This is a genomic window from Owenweeksia hongkongensis DSM 17368 (assembly GCF_000236705.1).
Taxonomy (GTDB): Bacteria; Bacteroidota; Bacteroidia; order Flavobacteriales; family Schleiferiaceae; genus Owenweeksia; species Owenweeksia hongkongensis.
On sequence record NC_016599.1, the window covers coordinates 937,133 to 956,008 of the forward strand.

At 40.7% G+C, this 18,876-nt stretch carries 17 protein-coding genes; 10 read left to right on the forward strand and 7 right to left on the reverse strand.

The features are described from left to right. Positions 1 to 2 precede the first annotated feature (2 nt). On the reverse strand, positions 3 to 1,106 hold the full coding sequence (locus OWEHO_RS04275; RefSeq protein WP_014201239.1) for a Glu/Leu/Phe/Val family dehydrogenase: 1,104 nt from the start codon (positions 1,104 to 1,106) through the stop codon (positions 3 to 5). Positions 1,107 to 1,237: 131 nt separating this feature from the next. Here OWEHO_RS04275 and OWEHO_RS04280 point away from each other — a divergent pair, with 131 nt between their 5' ends. The 8 genes from OWEHO_RS04280 to OWEHO_RS04315 all read left to right on the forward strand — a co-directional run bounded on the left by OWEHO_RS04280 (position 1,238) and on the right by OWEHO_RS04315 (position 9,267). Continuing rightward, complete coding sequence (locus OWEHO_RS04280) at positions 1,238 to 3,016, forward strand: ABC transporter ATP-binding protein (RefSeq protein WP_014201240.1); 1,779 nt, start codon at positions 1,238 to 1,240, stop codon at positions 3,014 to 3,016. Positions 3,017 to 3,084: 68 nt separating this feature from the next. Next, positions 3,085 to 3,489, forward strand: a complete 405-nt coding sequence (locus OWEHO_RS04285) for a PUR family DNA/RNA-binding protein (RefSeq protein ID WP_014201241.1) — start codon at positions 3,085 to 3,087, stop codon at positions 3,487 to 3,489. 97 nt (positions 3,490 to 3,586) lie between these two features. Beyond that, positions 3,587 to 4,126, forward strand: coding sequence for a hypothetical protein (locus OWEHO_RS04290; RefSeq protein ID WP_014201242.1), 540 nt, complete (start codon positions 3,587 to 3,589; stop codon positions 4,124 to 4,126). A gap of 59 nt (positions 4,127 to 4,185) precedes the next feature. Beyond that, positions 4,186 to 4,623, forward strand: a complete 438-nt coding sequence (locus tag OWEHO_RS04295; RefSeq protein WP_014201243.1) for a hypothetical protein — start codon at positions 4,186 to 4,188, stop codon at positions 4,621 to 4,623. 104 nt (positions 4,624 to 4,727) lie between these two features. After that, positions 4,728 to 5,960: an imidazolonepropionase gene (gene hutI / locus OWEHO_RS04300; protein WP_014201244.1), complete on the forward strand. Its 1,233-nt coding sequence runs from the start codon at positions 4,728 to 4,730 to the stop codon at positions 5,958 to 5,960. After that, on the forward strand, positions 5,953 to 6,975 hold the full coding sequence (locus OWEHO_RS04305; RefSeq protein WP_014201245.1) for a formimidoylglutamase: 1,023 nt from the start codon (positions 5,953 to 5,955) through the stop codon (positions 6,973 to 6,975). Before hutI ends, OWEHO_RS04305 begins: the two co-directional genes overlap by 8 nt. 101 nt (positions 6,976 to 7,076) lie before the next feature. Then, the gene (locus tag OWEHO_RS04310; RefSeq protein WP_014201246.1) at positions 7,077 to 8,417 is read left to right on the forward strand and encodes an AAA family ATPase; all 1,341 of its coding nucleotides are present in this window, start codon (positions 7,077 to 7,079) and stop codon (positions 8,415 to 8,417) included. Between the two features lie 40 nt (positions 8,418 to 8,457). Then, the gene (locus OWEHO_RS04315; protein WP_169312759.1) at positions 8,458 to 9,267 is read left to right on the forward strand and encodes a DUF4435 domain-containing protein; all 810 of its coding nucleotides are present in this window, start codon (positions 8,458 to 8,460) and stop codon (positions 9,265 to 9,267) included. A gap of 424 nt (positions 9,268 to 9,691) precedes the next feature. Here the strand turns inward: OWEHO_RS04315 and OWEHO_RS04320 are convergent, their stop codons facing one another. Both OWEHO_RS04320 and OWEHO_RS04325 read right to left on the reverse strand, forming a co-directional pair. Further along, on the reverse strand, positions 9,692 to 10,381 hold the full coding sequence (locus OWEHO_RS04320; protein ID WP_014201248.1) for a hypothetical protein: 690 nt from the start codon (positions 10,379 to 10,381) through the stop codon (positions 9,692 to 9,694). A 4-nt stretch (positions 10,382 to 10,385) separates the two neighbouring features. After that, a complete protein-coding gene (locus OWEHO_RS04325; RefSeq protein ID WP_014201249.1) occupies positions 10,386 to 10,730 on the reverse strand; it encodes a hypothetical protein in 345 nt (114 codons plus the stop codon). Positions 10,731 to 10,871: 141 nt separating this feature from the next. Between OWEHO_RS04325 and ftcD the strand changes: the two genes are divergently transcribed. Next, the gene (gene ftcD, locus OWEHO_RS04330) at positions 10,872 to 11,861 is read left to right on the forward strand and encodes a glutamate formimidoyltransferase (protein ID WP_014201250.1); all 990 of its coding nucleotides are present in this window, start codon (positions 10,872 to 10,874) and stop codon (positions 11,859 to 11,861) included. 121 nt (positions 11,862 to 11,982) lie between these two features. Here the strand turns inward: ftcD and OWEHO_RS04335 are convergent, their stop codons facing one another. Next, a complete protein-coding gene (locus tag OWEHO_RS04335) occupies positions 11,983 to 12,636 on the reverse strand; it encodes a DUF1361 domain-containing protein (protein WP_169312760.1) in 654 nt (217 codons plus the stop codon). Positions 12,637 to 12,813: 177 nt separating this feature from the next. Between OWEHO_RS04335 and OWEHO_RS04340 the strand changes: the two genes are divergently transcribed. Then, the gene (locus OWEHO_RS04340; protein ID WP_014201252.1) at positions 12,814 to 16,224 is read left to right on the forward strand and encodes a LamG-like jellyroll fold domain-containing protein; all 3,411 of its coding nucleotides are present in this window, start codon (positions 12,814 to 12,816) and stop codon (positions 16,222 to 16,224) included. A gap of 76 nt (positions 16,225 to 16,300) precedes the next feature. Here the strand turns inward: OWEHO_RS04340 and OWEHO_RS04345 are convergent, their stop codons facing one another. The 3 genes from OWEHO_RS04345 to OWEHO_RS04355 are packed head-to-tail and all read right to left on the reverse strand — an operon-like array spanning position 16,301 to position 18,876. Next, positions 16,301 to 16,660: a hypothetical protein gene (locus tag OWEHO_RS04345; protein WP_014201253.1), complete on the reverse strand. Its 360-nt coding sequence runs from the start codon at positions 16,658 to 16,660 to the stop codon at positions 16,301 to 16,303. Between the two features lie 12 nt (positions 16,661 to 16,672). Further along, on the reverse strand, positions 16,673 to 17,692 hold the full coding sequence (locus OWEHO_RS04350; RefSeq protein WP_014201254.1) for a beta-ketoacyl synthase chain length factor: 1,020 nt from the start codon (positions 17,690 to 17,692) through the stop codon (positions 16,673 to 16,675). Further along, complete coding sequence (locus tag OWEHO_RS04355) at positions 17,689 to 18,876, reverse strand: beta-ketoacyl-[acyl-carrier-protein] synthase family protein (protein ID WP_014201255.1); 1,188 nt, start codon at positions 18,874 to 18,876, stop codon at positions 17,689 to 17,691. Before OWEHO_RS04355 ends, OWEHO_RS04350 begins: the two co-directional genes overlap by 4 nt.

The following is an 18,876-nucleotide window of genomic DNA, read 5'->3' on the forward strand; positions in this document are numbered from 1 at the left end:
TTTTATGCGTTAGCTAGTTCAGCTTTTTTTAGGGCTACGCGCTCTTCAGCAATTTTCAATGCTGCTTCGTGAGTAGAAATATTGCGTTCTTGCGAAAGCTTGAAAATTCTTAAAGTGGTATCGTAAATATTCTCGGTTCTACGCATGGCTTCTGCTTGATCATAACCAGCTATTTCGCGGTATACGTTGATCAAACCACCAGCGTTAATAAGAAAATCCGGTGCGTATAAGATACCCTTATCTTTTACCATTTGGCCATGTACCACTTCATCTTCAAGTTGATTATTGGCTGCTCCTGCAATAATATCGCATTTCATCATTTCGATGGTCTTGCTATTTACCGTTGCTCCAAGAGCACATGGTGCATAGATGTCCATTTCAACTTCAAATAGATTATTACCACGGTAAACTTGAGTGTTGTACTTAGCAGAAATTTCTACAATTCTATCTTCGTGGATGTCATTGATGGTAACTATAGCTCCTTCATCAGTCAGGTATTTTACCAGAGTTTCACCAACGTGACCAATTCCTTGAACTAATACTTTTTTTCCGGCAAGGTTATCAGACCCCCACTTTTGCTGAGCAGAAGCCTTCATACCCATAAACACCCCGTAAGCGGTTACGGGACTGGGGTCACCACTACCGCCCATGTGCTCAGGAATTCCAGTAACGTGGTTGGTTTCAAGCTTTACCATTTCCATATCGTGAGTATTGATACCCACATCTTCTGCTGTAATGTAGCGTCCTGAAAGTGAGTTTACGTACTCACCAAACTTGCGCATAAGAGCATCCGTTTTATCCTTACGGCTATCGCCAATAATTACTGCTTTTCCACCGCCAAGGTCAAGCCCTGAAATCGATGCTTTATAAGTCATTCCTCTTGAAAGACGAAGTGCATCGCGAATCGCGTCAGCTTCATTTTCGTAGTTCCACATACGAGTACCTCCAAGGGCTGGGCCCAATGTGGTACTGTGAATACCGATGATGGCTTTTAGGCCGGTTTCTTCATCTTGGCAAAATACTAGTTGCTCGTGCCCTTTAAAGGCCTCTGAATTAAAGACCGGTCCGCGGTCGATAGACTTGTTCAGTATGGTAAGATCGCTCATTGCTAATATTGATATTGTAAAAAATCGTAAACGAGATAATAGCTTTACCTTTGAAAGCTCTAAAATCGCCCCCTGTGGGGGTTAAATTTCAGACGGCAAAAGTAATCGAATTTTTGACAGGAAGCAATTGAATGAAGTCTCTAAAAGTTCTAAATAAATATTTCTACAAATATCGCGGACGCCTTTTACTGGGCGTTCTGTTTGTTACCATCTCCGTAATTTTCGGAGTATTTCCGGCACAGTTTGTTCGCGAGTCATTTGACACCGTGCAAGTTGCTATTGACCGTTACAATTCACCAACTGGAAATACAGATATGGGCGAACTTCGTAGCAAGCTCATCATGTATGGCCTTATCATTATAGGAGCTTCATTGTTAAAGGGTCTTTTTATGTTCTTTATGCGCCAAACCATAATTGTGGTAAGCCGCTTTATTGAGTATGATATGAAAAATGAAATTTTTGACCAGTATCAAAAATTGTCGTTAGCCTTCTATAAACGCAACAATACGGGTGACCTGATGAACCGTATAAGCGAAGATGTGAGCCGAGTGCGAATGTATTTGGGGCCAGCTATAATGTACACGATTAACGTGGGCTTATCACTTATTATCATAATTAGTATAATGCTTACTATCAATGTAAGACTTACGCTTTACGCATTGGCTCCCCTCCCCATTTTGGCCGTAGCCATATACTATGTGAGCGCCATGATAAATGTAAAAAGTGAGCAGGTACAGCGTCAACTAAGCTCTATTACTTCTTTTGTACAGGAAGCTTTTTCAGGTATACGAGTGCTAAAAGCGTACGTGCGTGAGGCACATTCTCGCAAAGAGTTTAGAAAAGAAGCCGATACCTATTTGGAAAAAAACGAAGAACTCTATAGAATTAACTCCCTCTTCTTTCCCCTTATGCTTTTGCTGATTGGCATGTCTACCATTTTCACCATATATATTGGAGGTCAGGAAGCTATCAAGGGCAATATTACTACCGGAAACATTGCTGAATTTATCATTTATGTAAACATGCTAACATGGCCAGTTGCTTCCATTGGTTGGGTAACTTCACTTGTGCAAAGAGCAGCAGCTTCGCAAACCCGTATCAATGAGTTTTTAAAAATCACTCCAGAAATTGAAAATCCAACTACAGAGCCGCTTGACCTAAAAGGTAAAATTGAGTTTAAGAACGTAAGCTTCACCTACCCTGACACTGGAATCAAAGCGATGAATAATGTTTCATTTACCATTGAAGAAGGACAATCGCTGGCGGTAATTGGCAAGACCGGTTCTGGTAAATCCACCATCGCATCTTTGATTGGACGTTTATATGATGTGACGGAGGGTGAAATTCTTATCGATGATAAAAATATCAAGCAAATAAACCTTTCCGACCTTAGGAAATCTATTGGCTATGTGCCGCAGGAAGCATTTCTGTTTTCATCAACTATTGCAAAAAATATAGGTTTTGGCCTTGAAAATGCCAGCGAAGAAGTGGTAATCAATGCCGCCAAAAATGCAGAAGTTCACCACAATATTGTGGATTTTCCGCAAGGATATGAAACGCGCGTAGGTGAAAGAGGAATAACCTTAAGTGGTGGGCAAAAGCAGCGTGTAAGCATTGCTCGTGCCATCATTAAGGAGCCCAAGCTTATGATCTTTGATGACTGTTTATCAGCCGTGGATACTGAGACTGAAGAAAAGATTTTGGGCAACCTAAAGCGATTGATTGATAAGCGGACAACCCTTATTATTAGCCACCGAGTTTCTTCTGTAAAGCATGCTGACTCTATCCTGGTGCTTGATAACGGAGCGATTATAGAAAAAGGAACCCATGACGAGCTAATGGAAAAAGACGGTTATTATAAGATGATGTACGAGCAGCAATTGATCGAAGATTCAAAAAAAGCCGTGTAATTTTAATTCTGTGTTTGTAATAAGAGAATTTTTTTAGTTTTGTCCGTATCTGAAAACTGATTGATACAATGAAGGACCAAGTTCATAACGGGCAAGAAGAAATACATTCCAAGGTTTTAAGGGCAGGTAGAAGAACCTACTTTTTTGATGTGAGAGCCACCAAGGCAGATGATTACTACCTGACAATTACAGAAAGTAAGAAGCACACCAACGAAAACGGAAACCAGTTTTATAAAAAGCACAAGATTTACCTTTATAAAGAAGACTTTGAAAACTTCAGAGATATTCTAAACGAAATCACTGACTTTATTGTAAATGAAAAAGGTGAAGAGGTAATTTCAGAAACACATCAATCGGACTTTCACCAAAGAAGTGAACCTAATGAAGAGCAATACGAAACTGCTAATGCAGAAAATGATTCTTCAAAACCAGCAGCAAAAGCTTTTACCGATGTAAGCTTTGACGATATTTAATCAGAAATTATCTGATTGCGAAAGCCACCTCAAAAGGGTGGCTTTTTAATTTTGATTACCCTGGAAAGTTTTATCTCACCAAGATTTATCTACACCCATGAAAGAAAAATGCATTTTCGTTATTGGTCCGGAAAGTTCGGGAAGCACATTTATTGCTAAAGTGATATCTACAGCCCTCAATGGTGATACCGGCTGGAATGGTCGTGGATTTAATTGCTGCAATAAGTGGGATTGCGATAGAGAAAATGGGTTTACCAAACCTTGCTCAGAGGTCAAGCATTTAGTTTGCCATCGCTCCCTCCCTTTTGGTGAAATTTCTCAATGGCCACCAATTTCTGAATGGGAAGATTTCTATGATGCTAATTTCATCCTTTGCACTCGTGATGCTTCTATTTCAAGCAATTCTGTTTTAGATAGAATGAAACGTTCTCAAAAGAGCAGAAAGCTCAACCAATTGAAATCTACAGAAATAATAAAAGACATAATGGGAAGCGAATCCAAATCGATGATATGGAGTTATGAAACCTTTGTGCTCTTACAAGAAGCTTATTTAAAGCAGCTTTATGATTTTCTAAAAATCAAAAGTGACTACTTACCAGACTCCATAATTGACGCTAATTCCAAATACATAAAGTAAGTAAAACCTTATATTGAAGCTCGAAAAACTAAACCAGTCACAAACCTAAGCTCAGCTTCATGCACAAAACTCCTAAATTCCTTTTTACCGCTCTCTCCATTATAATTCTTTTTACTTCATGCACTGACGATGATTTAGGGCCTTGCGCCAACGTTATGCCCGCTTGTGCGTGTGGGCAATTTCTTTTATTGGACAGATGGGGAAGCCCCCTTATTGGAGAAGGTAAAATGTTTCACCCCGACTCTATCAAAATGATAAATGGGGCTGAAAGATGGGATTTACGAATTGAAGATAGCCTAGTGTTTTTTGACTATGGCCTTCTAACTTTTAATAAGGAATACTATTTATATTTATCCTCCAGCGTTCAAGATACAATTCAAGTGAGCATCACAAGCCAGCCGGGAGAATGTTTTATCGTTAAGAATATTTCAGACTTCACTTATAGTGGAGCTAGAGTTACTATTGATGATAATAAGATAGTCGTAATTAAAATTTAGGATCGTACTCAAAACTTACAGGCTTTGATAACCTGCAAGAACCTCCTGTCCATATTTTCCTTCTAATTTTACCACCCAAAATAGAGAAACCATATTTTCAATTGATGAAAACATTAATCCATAACATTTCCCTAATCCTCCACATCGACCAAAACAAGCGTAAACACAAGCGCGGTAAGGAATTGGGAGACTTCCCGACTACTGAAAACGCATGGCTATTGATGGAGGATGGCAAAATCGCAGACTACGGAACTAAGGGCTCGGAGCCAGCAGCAGACGAAAAGATAGACGCCAAAGGCGGAATGCTACTCCCTACCTGGGTTGACAGCCACACTCACCTGGTGTATGCGGGTACACGAGAAGATGAATTTGCCAAGCGCCTGCACGGCATGACCTACGAGCAGATTGCTAATGAAGGTGGAGGCATTCTAAACTCAGCACGCAAGCTACGAAGCGCCAGCGAAGAAGAGCTTTACGAAGCAGCAGCGGGACGACTGGATGAATTAATAAAACTAGGAACCGGAGCTATCGAAATTAAGAGTGGTTACGGACTGACCACCGAGAGCGAAGTGAAGATCCTGAGGGTAGCTCGAAAGCTGGCTGAAAACTTCCCGATTCCGATCAAAACGAGCTTCCTTGGAGCGCATGCTTTTCCCGAAGAATTTAAGGACGATCATGCAGGATATGTGAAGCAGATTGTGGAAGAAATGCTTCCAAAAATTACCGAAGAAAAGTTGGCAGATTATGTGGATGTATTCTGCGAAAAAGGCTATTTTTCCACCGAAGAGATGGAAGACATCATTGTAGCAGGAAATGAAAATGGCTTAAAATCAAAACTTCATGTTAACCAATTCAACTCACTGGGAGCCATTGAAATAAGCGTTAAGCATGACGCGGTGTCAGTAGACCATTTAGAGGTAATGACTGACGAAGATGTGGCGATTTTGGCAAAGTCTGATACCATCGGGACTTTGCTTCCGGGATGCTCCCTGTTTTTGGAAATCCCCTACGGTCCGGCACGTGAACTGATCGACAAAAATGCCATCGTTGCATTGGCTACAGATTACAACCCCGGATCGTCTCCAAGTGGCAATATGAACCTCGTAGTTTCACTCGCTACTTTCAAGATGAAAATGACGCCTGAAGAGGCTATTTCGGCAGCTACCCTAAACGGTGCCGCAGCTATCGAGTTGAGTGACGAATTGGGAAGTATTGAGAAAGGCAAGCGCGCCAACCTCATTATCACCAAGCCTCTCTCCTCCCCTTCATTCCTGCCGTACAACTTTGGCCACAATCACATCGAACACGTACTGATAAATGGTAAAATCTATGAGTAGTCAACTATCGCTTTTCACCGAAGAGCAATTACAAGCCAATACCGCCACCCGTGCGGGTGAAACCAAACTTGGCGAAACCGTTCAGCTGGTTTCTTCGCTGGATGATTTGTCGCAATCTACCGCACGCTTTGTGCTATTTGGTATAAAAGAAGACATCGGCATACGCGCCAACCTGGGCATAGGCGGAGCAACCGATTGCTGGGATATTGCCATCAAAGCCTTGCTAAATGTGCAGAGCAACGCCTTTTTGAATGGCAGCGAAATAGCCATTTTGGGACACCTTGGCTTTGAAGACCTACTTGCAGAAGCCAGAGATCTGAACGCCTCCAATGCTGATGATCTGAAAAGACTGCGTGAGCTTACCACAAAGATTGACTCGCACGTAAGCGAAACCGTAGAAGCCATTGTAGGACCCGGCAAAGTGCCCATTATTATCGGTGGTGGCCACAACAACAGCTATGGTAATATCAGCGGTACATCCAAAGCTTTGGGCAAGGCCATCAATGTGCTGAATATAGACCCACACACCGACTTTCGCGATATGGAAGGCCGCCACAGTGGCAATGGCTTTAGTTATGCCCGTCACGAGGGCTATTTGGACAAATACGCGGTGTATGGCCTGCATGAAGGTTACAATGGCAAAGGCATTATTGAGAAATTTCAATCAGACCCCAAACTTACTTTCCGAACCTTTGAAGGGCTGCTTTCCAAAACCGATAGCGAGCGCAACCACATCTTTATGGATATCCTCAACTGGTGCGGACATGATGCCCTTGGCCTGGAGCTGGACCTGGATGCGATCACCAAATTTCCGGTGAGTGCCCTCAACCCCTCCGGCTTTACGCTAAATGAAGTACGAACCCTAGTACGCGCCACAGCCGGCCTACGCGCCCCTGCCTATTTCCATATGTGTGAAGGCTCACCCGGCCGCGCCAGTTCGCAGCAGGAAAAAGATATGCTCGGCAAGAGTATCGCTTATTTAGTGACGGATTTTGTGAAGGGGTATTTTCGATAAAGTCAAAAACTTTAGTTTTGATACCATTTATTTATCAATTCATTATATCCTTTGTAGTTTCAAAAACACTTTTTACACACGGTTAAAGTAAAACATTATACATGAAAATATTAAGTTTTAGAGCTACTAAAGTTCATGGCTATATCCCAATACATACTGAGTTTAATGATGAGCTGTCCATAATAGTTGGTGGAAACGGATCTGGAAAAACTACTGCAATCGTATTAATGCAAGCAATATTATGCCCAAACTTCAAAGATCTACTAACAATTCCGTTTGAAACCTTATCACTTACAATTTTAATTAATAAAACCAAGTATACACTAGGAGTTAAGAGTATTTCAGATGCACTGGAGTTTAGAGTTAGCTCGATTAAGGAACCATTAATTATTCCTACAATTAATAAGGAAAATATTGAATATTTAAATTATCACAAAAAAGAACTTCATGACATAAATGACCAAGTTTTCGCCCAGAATCAACCTAGTAAGGTTATCGATTTCCTAAAAAATATACAGACACCAGTTTTCATGGGACTGGACAGGACAAATGATATTTATAGGGAGAATGAAGATTATATGTTTGAGCGAAGAAGTCAAATGGCTAAAGAAAGAAAAGGTTATATAAACTATAAACGACAATTTAAGGGCTCCTTAGGTACAAGCTTGTTCGAAACCGAAATGCTTGTTCAGGAAGCATATAGAAGAAGAAGCTCTATCGAAGAACGCTCTCATGCTAAATTAAAAGATGAAATACTGCTATCTTCCTTTGAGTATACAACATTTAAGGGACGCTTGACAGAGCAAAACTATATCGAAAGGAGACAAATGCTGGAACGGAGGAATGAAATTAAAGAAGTACTTTCAAAAATAGGTTATAGCAATGAGAGGTTTTACAAAAAATTAGAGAGCTTTTTCGATAAACTAGAGGAATTAATCAATCAGATGGAAAAAAGCAAAGATGGTATAAACATCGAATGGCTAACTAATCAGGCTCAGATTGAACGAATAACCAAGATTCTTGATATCATAGATGAAAGTAACTCAAATATAAGCAGAGCATTTAAACCAATAAATGAGTTTATTTCAATAGTCAACTCATTTTTGGGAGACTCTAAAAAAAGAATTTCAATTGATAAGGTAGGGCGTCTAAATATTATACGTCCTGACGGAAAAACCACAATGATTGATGCACTCTCTTCTGGAGAGAGACAATTGGTAGTTTTATTTGCTAACGTAATTTTTAATGGTGAAAACAAATTTCCTGAAAATGTTTTTATCATTGATGAACCCGAGCTTTCTCTCCACATTAGGTGGCAGGAGAGATTTATAGAAAAAATGCTGTCAGCTGGAAAAGCAACTCAATTCATTTTAGCAACTCATTCCCCTGATATTATAGGGGAATACAAAAGAAGTTGTGTAAGAATAAATAGCTCTCACTAGGATGATTGAACGGAGGGTATCAAGTAAATCAGCTAAGTCGGTGCTACTGGAAGATTACAATGATGTTGATGTATATGTTGAAGATACAGGTGTCGGATTCAAAAAAATTTTCGTTGAACTTCTCAACAAAGCCTTCAAAAATAAATATGAAATCCAGCATATTTTTCCTTTAGGCTCAAGAGATGTTGTTATTGAAGAATGTAGAGCTAATCAGTTATCAGATGGACGAAAAAAGGTGTTCATTGTTGATGGTGACTTATATATTCTCAGAGGTGAGGCAACTGAAAAATTAAAAGGATTGTTTGTTTTGCCGCGCTATTCAATAGAAAACTTTCTTTTGGATGAAAAAGCAATTACCGAAGTCCTATATGAAGAAGATCCCGAAATAACAAAGGAAGAATTGACTAAGAAACTGGATTTTAAAAGATGGGTCAGTTTAAATGAGGAATTGCTAGTTAATCTATTTACTACCTATGCTGTTGTTCATAAACTTACTCCAGAAACACTCACTGTTGGTTATAAGGTGAACCGCCTAACGAAAGACGGCAACGGTGTAGTTTGTCCTGTTAAAACACAAAAAAGAATTGACCAATTATACACCAATACCACAGGTCAAATTGAAAAAAATATCTACACCTCTGAGTGGGAAAAAATCAGTTCCCGTATTTCTTCTGAGGATAATAAATTGCTTAAATATGTTTCTGGTAAAGATTATTTAATCCCTTTAATCAAATCAAGATGTAAATCATTTATGAAACTTAGCGCTAGCAATACAAATCTGTTTATTCGGCTTGCAATAAAATCTGACGTGAAAGATCTTGATACCGTAATTAATTATGTAATTGAGTAAATTCCCTAACCACTTGTGTGTTCAAATGCTTGAACATAGGAACAAACTAATACTCCACCCCGGTACCGCGCGTTTCATAACGCGTAGTTCTTTTGCCCGCTGCTGCCTGTGCCCTCGCTCGTGGTTAATCACCTATTAAGATGCCGTCCCTACAGGGCTCCAAAACCATTATCCTAATACTTTTCTACCTAGCTATCGTCCCTACGGGACTTTAACTGTAAAAATTTTGTGGATTTAAAGGTGTTAGGCTTATTCATAATATAAGATTCCGGTTCTACGCTTCACTTCGCCCGGAATGAAATATAAGCTCCAGAGGAGCGACATTTTGGTAGCACCATAAAACAGCAAAAGGTTAAAGAGTGCCAGAGGCACGGCATCTCAAAAACCCGTTCCCGCGCTTTTCATAACGCGTGGTTCCAATAAATCAATATTCAACCCTATAATACCCCAAAATCTTTGGGCCAAAGTCTAATTGCAAGGAAGCCAAGCCAACGGGCGTCATACCTACCACAAAGCGCTTTCCGCCCGAGCGGAAGTACATCATAGAGTAGCCTTTTTCATAAATCACTAAATCCCCTACTTTGGGTTGGTTCACTTTGGTGAGGTAATCATACATTCGGTAGGTTTTGTCCTTAGGTATTTGCGTACTCGAAAATTTATTGATCAGATACGTAGCAAAACTTGGAGAATCAAAACCTTCTTGCAGCGAACTGCCGCCCAGCTTCCATTTTACGGCATCTTCCTCAATCAGGTGACGCACTTCGGTCAGCATTTCTGTTTGCCGAGGGTACTGCGAATACATTTCCTTATCGCCCACATAGCTCATTTCATAGCGCTTGTCCTTATAATTTACGGCAAACTCAAAACTCTCCTCCAGTATTTTTAGTGAATCATTCTTTTGCTTCAGCTCTTCACCTAGAGTATGAACACGGTTTTCCAGCGTGTCAACCTTCATTTGGGCATCGTCTACTTTTTGCTGGGCAGAGTTTACTTCAGCATACGATACCGCTACCAAAATAGCCGTGATGATAATAGGAATCAACGAATACCAGTACATTCTGCGTTTTCTACGCTTTTCTTCCTGCTCTATTTTTTTGAGAATGGTATCGTCCATAGTTTTAGTCTAAAGCGTTCTTTTCAATAAATCTCCAAAGCAGGTCTTCAATCTTCTGGCGGTCTTGTGCCGAAGCTTTCTCTACATCTTCTGACAAAATTTTGATCAACTTGATTTTGTTGAGCCGGTCCACAATTTCCTTGATGGGCAAGGCACAGATTGATGAAATCAAGGTTCCGGAAATACTTACCAGGTTTTTCATTTCTCCTGGCAGGGAAAGCACATTAAGCGTATTGAGGATAATTACGGCAAGTCCAATCAGCACCAGCGCCAAGGCATAAATCATGCGCAACCGAATGGAGTTTCGGTACATGGCAATCACCTGATTTACGTATGCCTTGATTTCCATGGGTAAATAGCTGTAATACTGTATTAAAGGTATCTTTTTATTTGAGGATTGGCAAAAGCTAAGGGTCAATCCTCAAATCGCGATTTGCGAATCAAAAATTCCCAAGCTTCCCTACATTAGCATTCCTCAAAATGGCTCAAAATGCAGATACTCGAATGTGTACCCAATATAAGTGAAGGCCGAGATGCCAATATTATTGAAGCTATTGCGCAAAGCATACGCTCTGTAGAAGGTGTAAAACTCCTTCACGTAGATTCAGGATTGGCGGCCAACCGCACTGTGTACACTTTTACCGGAGAGCCGGAAGCCGTTATGGAAGCTGCTTTTCAGATGTATCTGAAAGCCTATGAGCTTATTGATATGAGCAAGCACCTAGGCACACACCCTCGTCAGGGCGCTGTAGATGTTTGTCCATTTATTCCTTTGCAGGGAATAACCATGAACGAGGTGATTGATTACACTGTGCGCCTGGCTCTAAAGCTTGAAGAAGCCATCAACATTCCCGGTTATTATTATGAATATAGCGCGGTGCACCCCGAACGTGTGAATTTGGCCTTTTTACGAAAAGGACAATACGAATCTTTGCCTGCAAAGTTTGACATCCTCCCACCCGATTTTGGCTCCCCAAAAAACTGGGAGAGATTTGGCGTAACGGTGATGGGTGCGCGGAGACTACTAATAGCTTATAATGTAAACCTCAATACAAAAGATGTGTCTATTGCCAAAAAGATAGCTTCCAACGTGCGTGAATCGGGTAAGTGGGAAATTGCTGAAAATGGAGAACGCAGTAAAGTCTTTGGCAAATTGAAATCTGTAAAAGGCCTTGGCTGGTACATCGAGGATTTTCAAAAAGCTCAGGTAAGTTACAATCTCACCGACATCACTGAAGCCGGAATGCTGGATGTATTCCTAGCCACCCAAGAAGAAGCCGAAAAGCTAGGTGTAGAAGTTACCGGTAGTGAATTGGTAGGATTGGCACCTATAAACGAGTTTCACAAAGCTACGCAGCACTCCCATCCCGGACAAACCTTTACCGATGATGAAGCCATCGCAGCAGCCATCAAGTTTTTAGGTTTGGATGAGTTGAAACCTTTTGATCCTAATCAGAAGATTATTGAGAGGTTGGTGTAGTCATAGTTCATTCCAGCCTCTTTCCCTCCATTCCGGCCTTGAGCCGGAATCTCTTCCAGCTCGTCTCCGCTAGAAACAGATTCCGGGTCTTCGCTTCACTTCGCCCGGAATGATACCTCAACTAATCCATTTCTTTGGGTCTACTAAAACTCAAATAAGAAAACCCTAAAAACGCTCCATAGAGCAAAGTCATACCCCAAGTACGTGGGTGGCTAAAAGGATTCATCACATGATCCAGCATTTGTGAAAGCAATGAAAAGGGATTGCTCACCACGTCCCAGCTATTAAAGCGAAGATATCGACCGATATAAATTCCATAAGCGCAGAGCAATATAATTGCAACAAGAAGCAACACTCGTTTGCCATGAGGAAGCCATTGCCTCATGAAAGCATTAATATTATTAAGGCTATGAAAAAAGAGTAACAACCCGCTCCAGGCAAAGGATAGAATCAAAAGTGTATCATACCATATGCTGTCTCCAAAATTTCCACGTAAGTGAAACAAATCTGTGGTGATATAAGGTGCATTGGGCAAGAAGAGAATTAATAGCACCAAAAGAGAAACGGTGCTTAGCTTCAAGCTAGTTTTAGTTTTCAGTTTTTCTGAAAGCAAATAAGGTATTCCTGCAAGGATAAGATTCCACACCAAAAACAGGTAAAGAATAGAGCTGGTGTACAACACTCTGGCCGTGATAAGTGCCATGCATAGAATAATGCTAAATACAATTGACTGTCTCTGAATAAGCCAATTATAACATGAAATAGGTATTGACATTTGATAAGATTTAGAGTACACAACGAACATCATCATCAAAAAATTTATAGGGTAAATACCTGATACATACGATTTAGCAAAATTTTAACAATCTATGCCTGCACAATAAAACCTTCCAAAAAGTGACCTTAGTTTAAATCCTTTGAACCATATTTGTGGATTAGAACAATACTTTTTATGAGAAAAATTACATTCGCGCTCCTCCTTTTGTCAGGCCTATTGGGCTTTACAGAGGCAATGGCCCAAAGTCCGGGCGATACCATAGTGGTACAATCACTCAACTTTCAATCAGGTACAAGGGACACCATCGTTCATTTTCCTACCGCACCTACTTCCTATCACAAAGTATATATGCAGTACAGCTTACGCTGTAAAAATGCACAAGTGTCCACCGGAACAAATAGAAACCTTGGATGTGGCGAATGGGATTATTCTTGCAATACCTATTTACATGACTCTACGCATGTAGATTCAATTACGAATACTACTCCTGAGTATACCATCTCAGGATATAGCGGAAATACTTTTAGCTATTTAAGTTCTCCTACTTATGATTTTCATCAAAGCTTTCAGAAGAATGTAAGTGTAACGGGAACACCAACAGATACTTCTGCTCCTGTTGGCTCTGGTTCACTTTCGCTTAATAATGTTTTGCCTACAGACACCTTTGCTGCAAAAACACAGTATCTATTTACAGCAAGTGAGTTATCAGCGGCTGGCGCCTATGCCGGAAATATTGATGCGCTTACGCTAAATGTAGCTTCCAATCCTGGACAAGCCAAGTTCTTTAGAATTCGATTGAAAGCTACAACAGCAACTGCATTAAGCGATACTGATCCTGAGTTTACTGGTTTTACAGAAGTATATTTCCACCAGACACAATTTACCACAGGTGCCAACAAGTTGTATTTTGCTACTCCTTTCAACTGGAATGGAACATCAAACATTATCGTAGAAACGTCATTTACCAACACAAGCAATGGATCTGCTATTACTTTTAGTGGAACTGCAGGTGGTAGCGGTTTAGTTTCAAAGGGTGATCATGATTTCAACTTTGATGGCTCAAACTATATTGAGGCAAACACCTACAAAGGGATATTAGGTAACGCAAATAGAACTGTGGAAGCATGGGTAAAAACTACACTTGCAGGATCAGCTATCGTTTCGTGGGGAACCAATGCAACCGGGCAAAAATGGCTTGTTCGTCTTGATGGTTCTGGAGCGCTAAGAGCTGAAGTAGCTGGTGGTAATAGAATAGGAACCACACCTATAAATGATGGCCAATGGCATCACGTGGCGGTAGTTTTGGATGGTAACAACACCAATAACCTTGATCTCTATGTTGATGGTCAGCTAGAAACGAACTCTAGCACCAATGCTATAGCAATCAACACCACCTCTGGAGCCAACTTTCAAGTAACCAGAGGACCACACAATAATTATATAGATGGAACTATTAGTGAAGTACGTATTTGGAATAAAGCTCTTACCGCAACTGAAATTCAGGATTGGAGATTCAAAACCTTGACAAGCAGCCACCCCAGCTATGCTAACCTTGAACTTTACTACCCGTTAAACTCTGGCAGTGGTTCCACGATAATTGATGCCTCTCCTAACGGAAATGATGCAAGTACAATAAATGGTACTATTTGGACACCCACCAATGGTGTTGATCATTTTAAGAACCTGCAAAGTGTTACCGACAGACCCAATACCATTTTCCATCAAGGACAGTATAATATTACTATTGTTACGGATACAATTTTAGATTCTGTAGCTCGCCAGCAGCATATCGTAAATCAATTCGGAATATTCTCAAAAACTGGAACTGTAGAAAGTGATAGCATAGGTCTATTAAGTAGTAATACCTACTGGGATGCAAGCCCACAAAATGTGTATGACCCAAGTGGCACTCAGGTAAGCACTATTCCCGTAACGGCAGATGGAACAATTACCCTAAACGATCTTCCTTACTGGGAGCGTAGTCCTTCTAAGTTTGAGATTATGTCTTTTGTAACTCCTTACGGAATAGGCCTTGACTTTGGTCAAGAAGGAAAAACCTGGACATTTGACATGACCGACTTTATGCCAATCCTTAAAGGGCAAAAAAGAATGACCATTGAGCGCGGTGGGCAGTGGCAAGAAGAAATGGACATTAAGTTCCTTTTTGTAGTAGGTACACCTGTTCGTGAGGTTTTGGATATTCAGCAAATATGGAGAGTAGACTATCCTCTTTATGCAGATATTGCGAATGACAGGTATTTTGACCCACGCGATGTAATGCTAAATCCAAATGGCGAAACATTCGTAATTAAAAGTGCCATTACAGGCCACGGACAAGAAGGTGAGTTTATTCCTCAAAACCACTGGCTAAATATAGGTGGTGGTTCTGCTGACTTCAACTGGCAAGTGTGGAAAGAGTGCGCTATCAACCCAATTTTCCCACAAGGAGGAACTTGGATTTATGATCGTGCTGGATGGTGTCCAGGAGAAGCCACGGATATTCAAACTTCCGATATCACCAGTATGGTAACTGCCGGCCAAACCGCTAATATTGATTATGGTATCACTTCTACACAAGGAACTTCTAGATATATAGTGAGCCACCAGTTGGTAACTTATGGTCAAGATAACTTTACGCAAGATGCGGCCATCATTGATATAATCTCACCAACCCGCACACCAGAGCACGGACGTAAGGACGCTATTTGCGAAGGTGTAAAAGTGCTTATTCAAAATACAGGTACAACTGACCTTACTTCATTGAGCTTTGATTATTGGGTAAACAATGCCCCTACCCCACAAACTTTTAGCTGGAGCGGAAACTTAGCTTATCTGGAAACGGAAGAAGTAACGCTTCCTGGAAGCTATGATTTGTGGAACTATCTAAGCGGTGGTGCTGATAATACGATGCATGTAGAAGTTTCTGCTCCTAATGGTGGAGCCGATGACTATGCATTTAATAACAAAATGACCACAGAGTTTGATATTCCAGAATTTATGCCTGCTGATTTCCTTATTATGTTTACTACTAACTCTACAGGCAATCAAAATAGCTATACCCTAACCGATCAATCAGGGAATGTGGTACTTTCTAGAAATAATTTGGCTGCAAGCTCAAGTTACATTGATACCGTACATCTAGCACTTGGTTGCTACAACTTCCGTTTGGAAGACACTGGTGATAATGGTATTTCCTTTTGGGCAAATAATGAAGGTTCTGGATCGCTAAGATTTAGAAATATCAGCAACCCGGTTCCGCTTAAAACCTTTAATGGAGACTTTGGTCGCTTCATCAATTATAATTTTACTGTAAGCACTCCGCTTGCGCTAGAAGATGAAGAAGCTGCTAACGGCATTGAGCTTTACCCTAACCCAGCTGTAGGTAGCTTTACCGTACAAATGGAAGATGTGAAAAACGCAGAAATCAACGTCTTTAACAATGTAGGTCAGCGCATGGAGCTTTCTGCTAAAGCAGAAGGAAACAAAGCTGTGTACAACGCCAATGGCCTAAGCAAAGGTGTTTATTTTGTACACATCAAAGATCAAACGGATAAGGTGATCATCAAGAAATTGGTAGTTCTATAAACTCCAATTTGTTCTCATAAAAAATCCCGCTTCGATATGCTTCGGAGCGGGATTTTGTTTTTTTTAATACAGTCCTCTACTTAATTTTTTGTTTTGATGAAATAGCCAAAATAATTCCTCCTAGAATAAATCCCACTGGAATAATAATCTGATCAGGGGCAACAATCAAAGAAACAATGGCGATTAAAATACCTGCCCCTACTTTTACCAAAGCAGAATAGTAAAATGGTTGCTCCTCTTTTACCAAGTCCTCTTTTCTCTGAATCGAAATATTTGCAGCCACTTCTTTAGCTACTTCTTCAGAAATCCCTTGCTTCTCTAGTCGTGCATAAATCACCTCCTCATCAAGTCCAGAATTTTTCAATTTCAACCCTAAAGAATATGCTCTTCTTAGCTGTCCCTCTTGAGTTTCATTTGGATCAGGTACGTATGTCATTTTATTAATGCTTTAGCTACTTCTCACCACCATAAATCCGTGCTGATTCCCGTGATACGTATTGTAAATCAAAATGCAGTTTTCCTTTTCAGGTAAATGAGTATCTCCTCGCTTTACATCAATCAAAGGTGAAAGCTCATGGTCTTCAAAGGCTTTCATGGCCAGCCATAGGGCAAACGAAGTAGAAGTTGGGTATTCACCGCTAAGGTGCTTATAACGCCACACCGAAGCATCGGGCAAGCTGTTTTCTGCCTTTTCATAAAATGGTGTAATGCGCGAATCTCCGTTTTCTCCGCTAAGGATGGTAGTAATATTATATTCCGATTTCAGTTCCTCAATAATAGCGCTGAGATCTGTAAGATCCGTGGTATGAATAGTTCTTAAAGCTTCAAGCTTCATCACGGCATTTTCAGCGTTTTGACTCACCACAAACATGGCTGAACCTTCACCAGCAAGGCTTCCCTGGTTGTTGTTTTGGTAAAGCTCAGTATTGTCAAGCTCTTCTTTTTTATACCAACCGGCCAAAAAATCAATGTTGTAATTGTAGGTCGAAATCTCGTCCACTCCCCCTACCAGTATGCTTTGCTCTGGGTTTTCACCCGAAATAAAGCTGGCATCCAGTAAAGCATTTTCAAAAGCCAAACCACGATGCACGTGAGTAGTATTGTAGGCTGTGCTTTTGGCCATAAGGCCTATTTGCCCGGCAATAGCGTTGGTGGTGCTTTGCACAAAATTGGTGGGTGTTAGGTTGCCCTCATCATATTCTATAATTTGATTCAAAAATCGAATGCAGTCTTCCATCCCGCCATTGGCGGTACCTAATATTATTCCTCCAAGATTGTCCTCTTCAGCAATTAATGGCAATGCAGCTCCCACTCCTATTCTTACGGCCTTTCCCATTCTACGCAGTACTCCGCGTGGTATATTTTCATAAGAAGGCTCTTTGGCTACCAACCAATTGTCCACACTTTTTTGCAGTGTTTCCAGATTGCCTTGTGGCGAAATACACGATGATTTATGGAAATACATCATACAGCCGAGAAAATTAGTGAACTACAATTTCCGCCAAATCCAAATGAATTGCTCATCACATGCTTCACTTCCTGTTGCTCATATTTCCTTTGTGGAATAAGCCCACATTCGGGAATACTTTCTTCAAAATTCAAGTTTGGATAAACCTCTTGATTGGCTATAGCCAAAATACTGTAAACCGCTTCTACTGCTCCTGCCGCTCCCAGCGTGTGCCCTGTAAAGGCTTTGGTGCTACTAAATGTGGGTACGTTTTTAAATAAACGCTTCATGGCATTGCTCTCCGTAGAGTCATTGTTTTCGGTAGCTGTACCATGAGCATTTATATAGGAAATCTGTTCAGTCTTCAAGTTAGCTTTGCGCAAAGCCTTCTCCATAGAGTTATAAGGCCCCACTCCTTCTTCAGAAAGCGAAGAAGCATGAAAAGCATCATTTCTATTTCCATAACCTGAAAGACGAGCGTACACTTTTTTGTCACCTGCATTCTCGGCTTTCTCCAAAACCAAATATGCTGCTCCTTCGCCTAAATTCAAACCTTTTCGACCTTTATCAAACGGGCGGCAAAGCTCTGGTGATAGAATGAAAAGTGCATTAAAACCATTGATGGTAAACTTGGCCAAACTATCCACTCCCCCAACAATTACGCGGTCAGCCATTCCATTTTCAATAAGCCGAGCTCCATACATAATAGAGTTTGCTGAGGAAGAACATGCCGTGTTTATGGTATTCATATGTCCTTTCATGCCAAAACGCTCCTGTAAATACATGGTAGACGACCCGGCATCATAAGTGGAAATGTAAGCCGATGCACCTTCTTTACTATTCGCATCTTTGTACATAGAATCGGTGTAGCACATACCTCCCACGGTATTAGCACTGACCAAAGCTGTTCGCTGTGATTGTAAATTTTCGAATGATAAGTTGCTATCCGCAACAGCTTCATTAAAGGCATGAAGGGATAGTAATGAAGTCCGAATTACTGAAGCTTCTTTAGCTTTTAGCTGATTTTTCAACCAATCATCGCTGTGCTTAATTTCGCCATAGTAGCGGGTTTTAGCGTATACCGTTTCAAAGTTCTCAAGATGAGACAATCCACTTTTACCGGCTATTAAAGCCGAACGGTTGGCTTGAGCAGAATCGCCCAAAGCCGTAATCACGCCAATACCTGTTACTACAATATCACTCAA

Coding starts and splice junctions, on each gene's coding strand:
- OWEHO_RS04305 (WP_014201245.1), top strand. CDS start 5,953: ATGAGTAGTCAACTATCGCTTTTCACCGAAGAGCAATTACAAGCCAAT.
- OWEHO_RS04295 (WP_014201243.1), top strand. CDS start 4,186: ATGCACAAAACTCCTAAATTCCTTTTTACCGCTCTCTCCATTATAATT.
- OWEHO_RS04285 (WP_014201241.1), top strand. CDS start 3,085: ATGAAGGACCAAGTTCATAACGGGCAAGAAGAAATACATTCCAAGGTT.
- hutI (WP_014201244.1), top strand. CDS start 4,728: ATGAAAACATTAATCCATAACATTTCCCTAATCCTCCACATCGACCAA.
- OWEHO_RS04275 (WP_014201239.1), bottom strand. CDS start 1,106: ATGAGCGATCTTACCATACTGAACAAGTCTATCGACCGCGGACCGGTC.
- OWEHO_RS04350 (WP_014201254.1), bottom strand. CDS start 17,692: ATGATGTATTTCCATAAATCATCGTGTATTTCGCCACAAGGCAATCTG.
- OWEHO_RS04345 (WP_014201253.1), bottom strand. CDS start 16,660: ATGACATACGTACCTGATCCAAATGAAACTCAAGAGGGACAGCTAAGA.
- OWEHO_RS04290 (WP_014201242.1), top strand. CDS start 3,587: ATGAAAGAAAAATGCATTTTCGTTATTGGTCCGGAAAGTTCGGGAAGC.
- OWEHO_RS04340 (WP_014201252.1), top strand. CDS start 12,814: ATGAGAAAAATTACATTCGCGCTCCTCCTTTTGTCAGGCCTATTGGGC.
- OWEHO_RS04280 (WP_014201240.1), top strand. CDS start 1,238: ATGAAGTCTCTAAAAGTTCTAAATAAATATTTCTACAAATATCGCGGA.
- ftcD (WP_014201250.1), top strand. CDS start 10,872: ATGCAGATACTCGAATGTGTACCCAATATAAGTGAAGGCCGAGATGCC.
- OWEHO_RS04310 (WP_014201246.1), top strand. CDS start 7,077: ATGAAAATATTAAGTTTTAGAGCTACTAAAGTTCATGGCTATATCCCA.
- OWEHO_RS04325 (WP_014201249.1), bottom strand. CDS start 10,730: ATGGAAATCAAGGCATACGTAAATCAGGTGATTGCCATGTACCGAAAC.
- OWEHO_RS04320 (WP_014201248.1), bottom strand. CDS start 10,381: ATGGACGATACCATTCTCAAAAAAATAGAGCAGGAAGAAAAGCGTAGA.
- OWEHO_RS04335 (WP_169312760.1), bottom strand. CDS start 12,636: ATGTCAATACCTATTTCATGTTATAATTGGCTTATTCAGAGACAGTCA.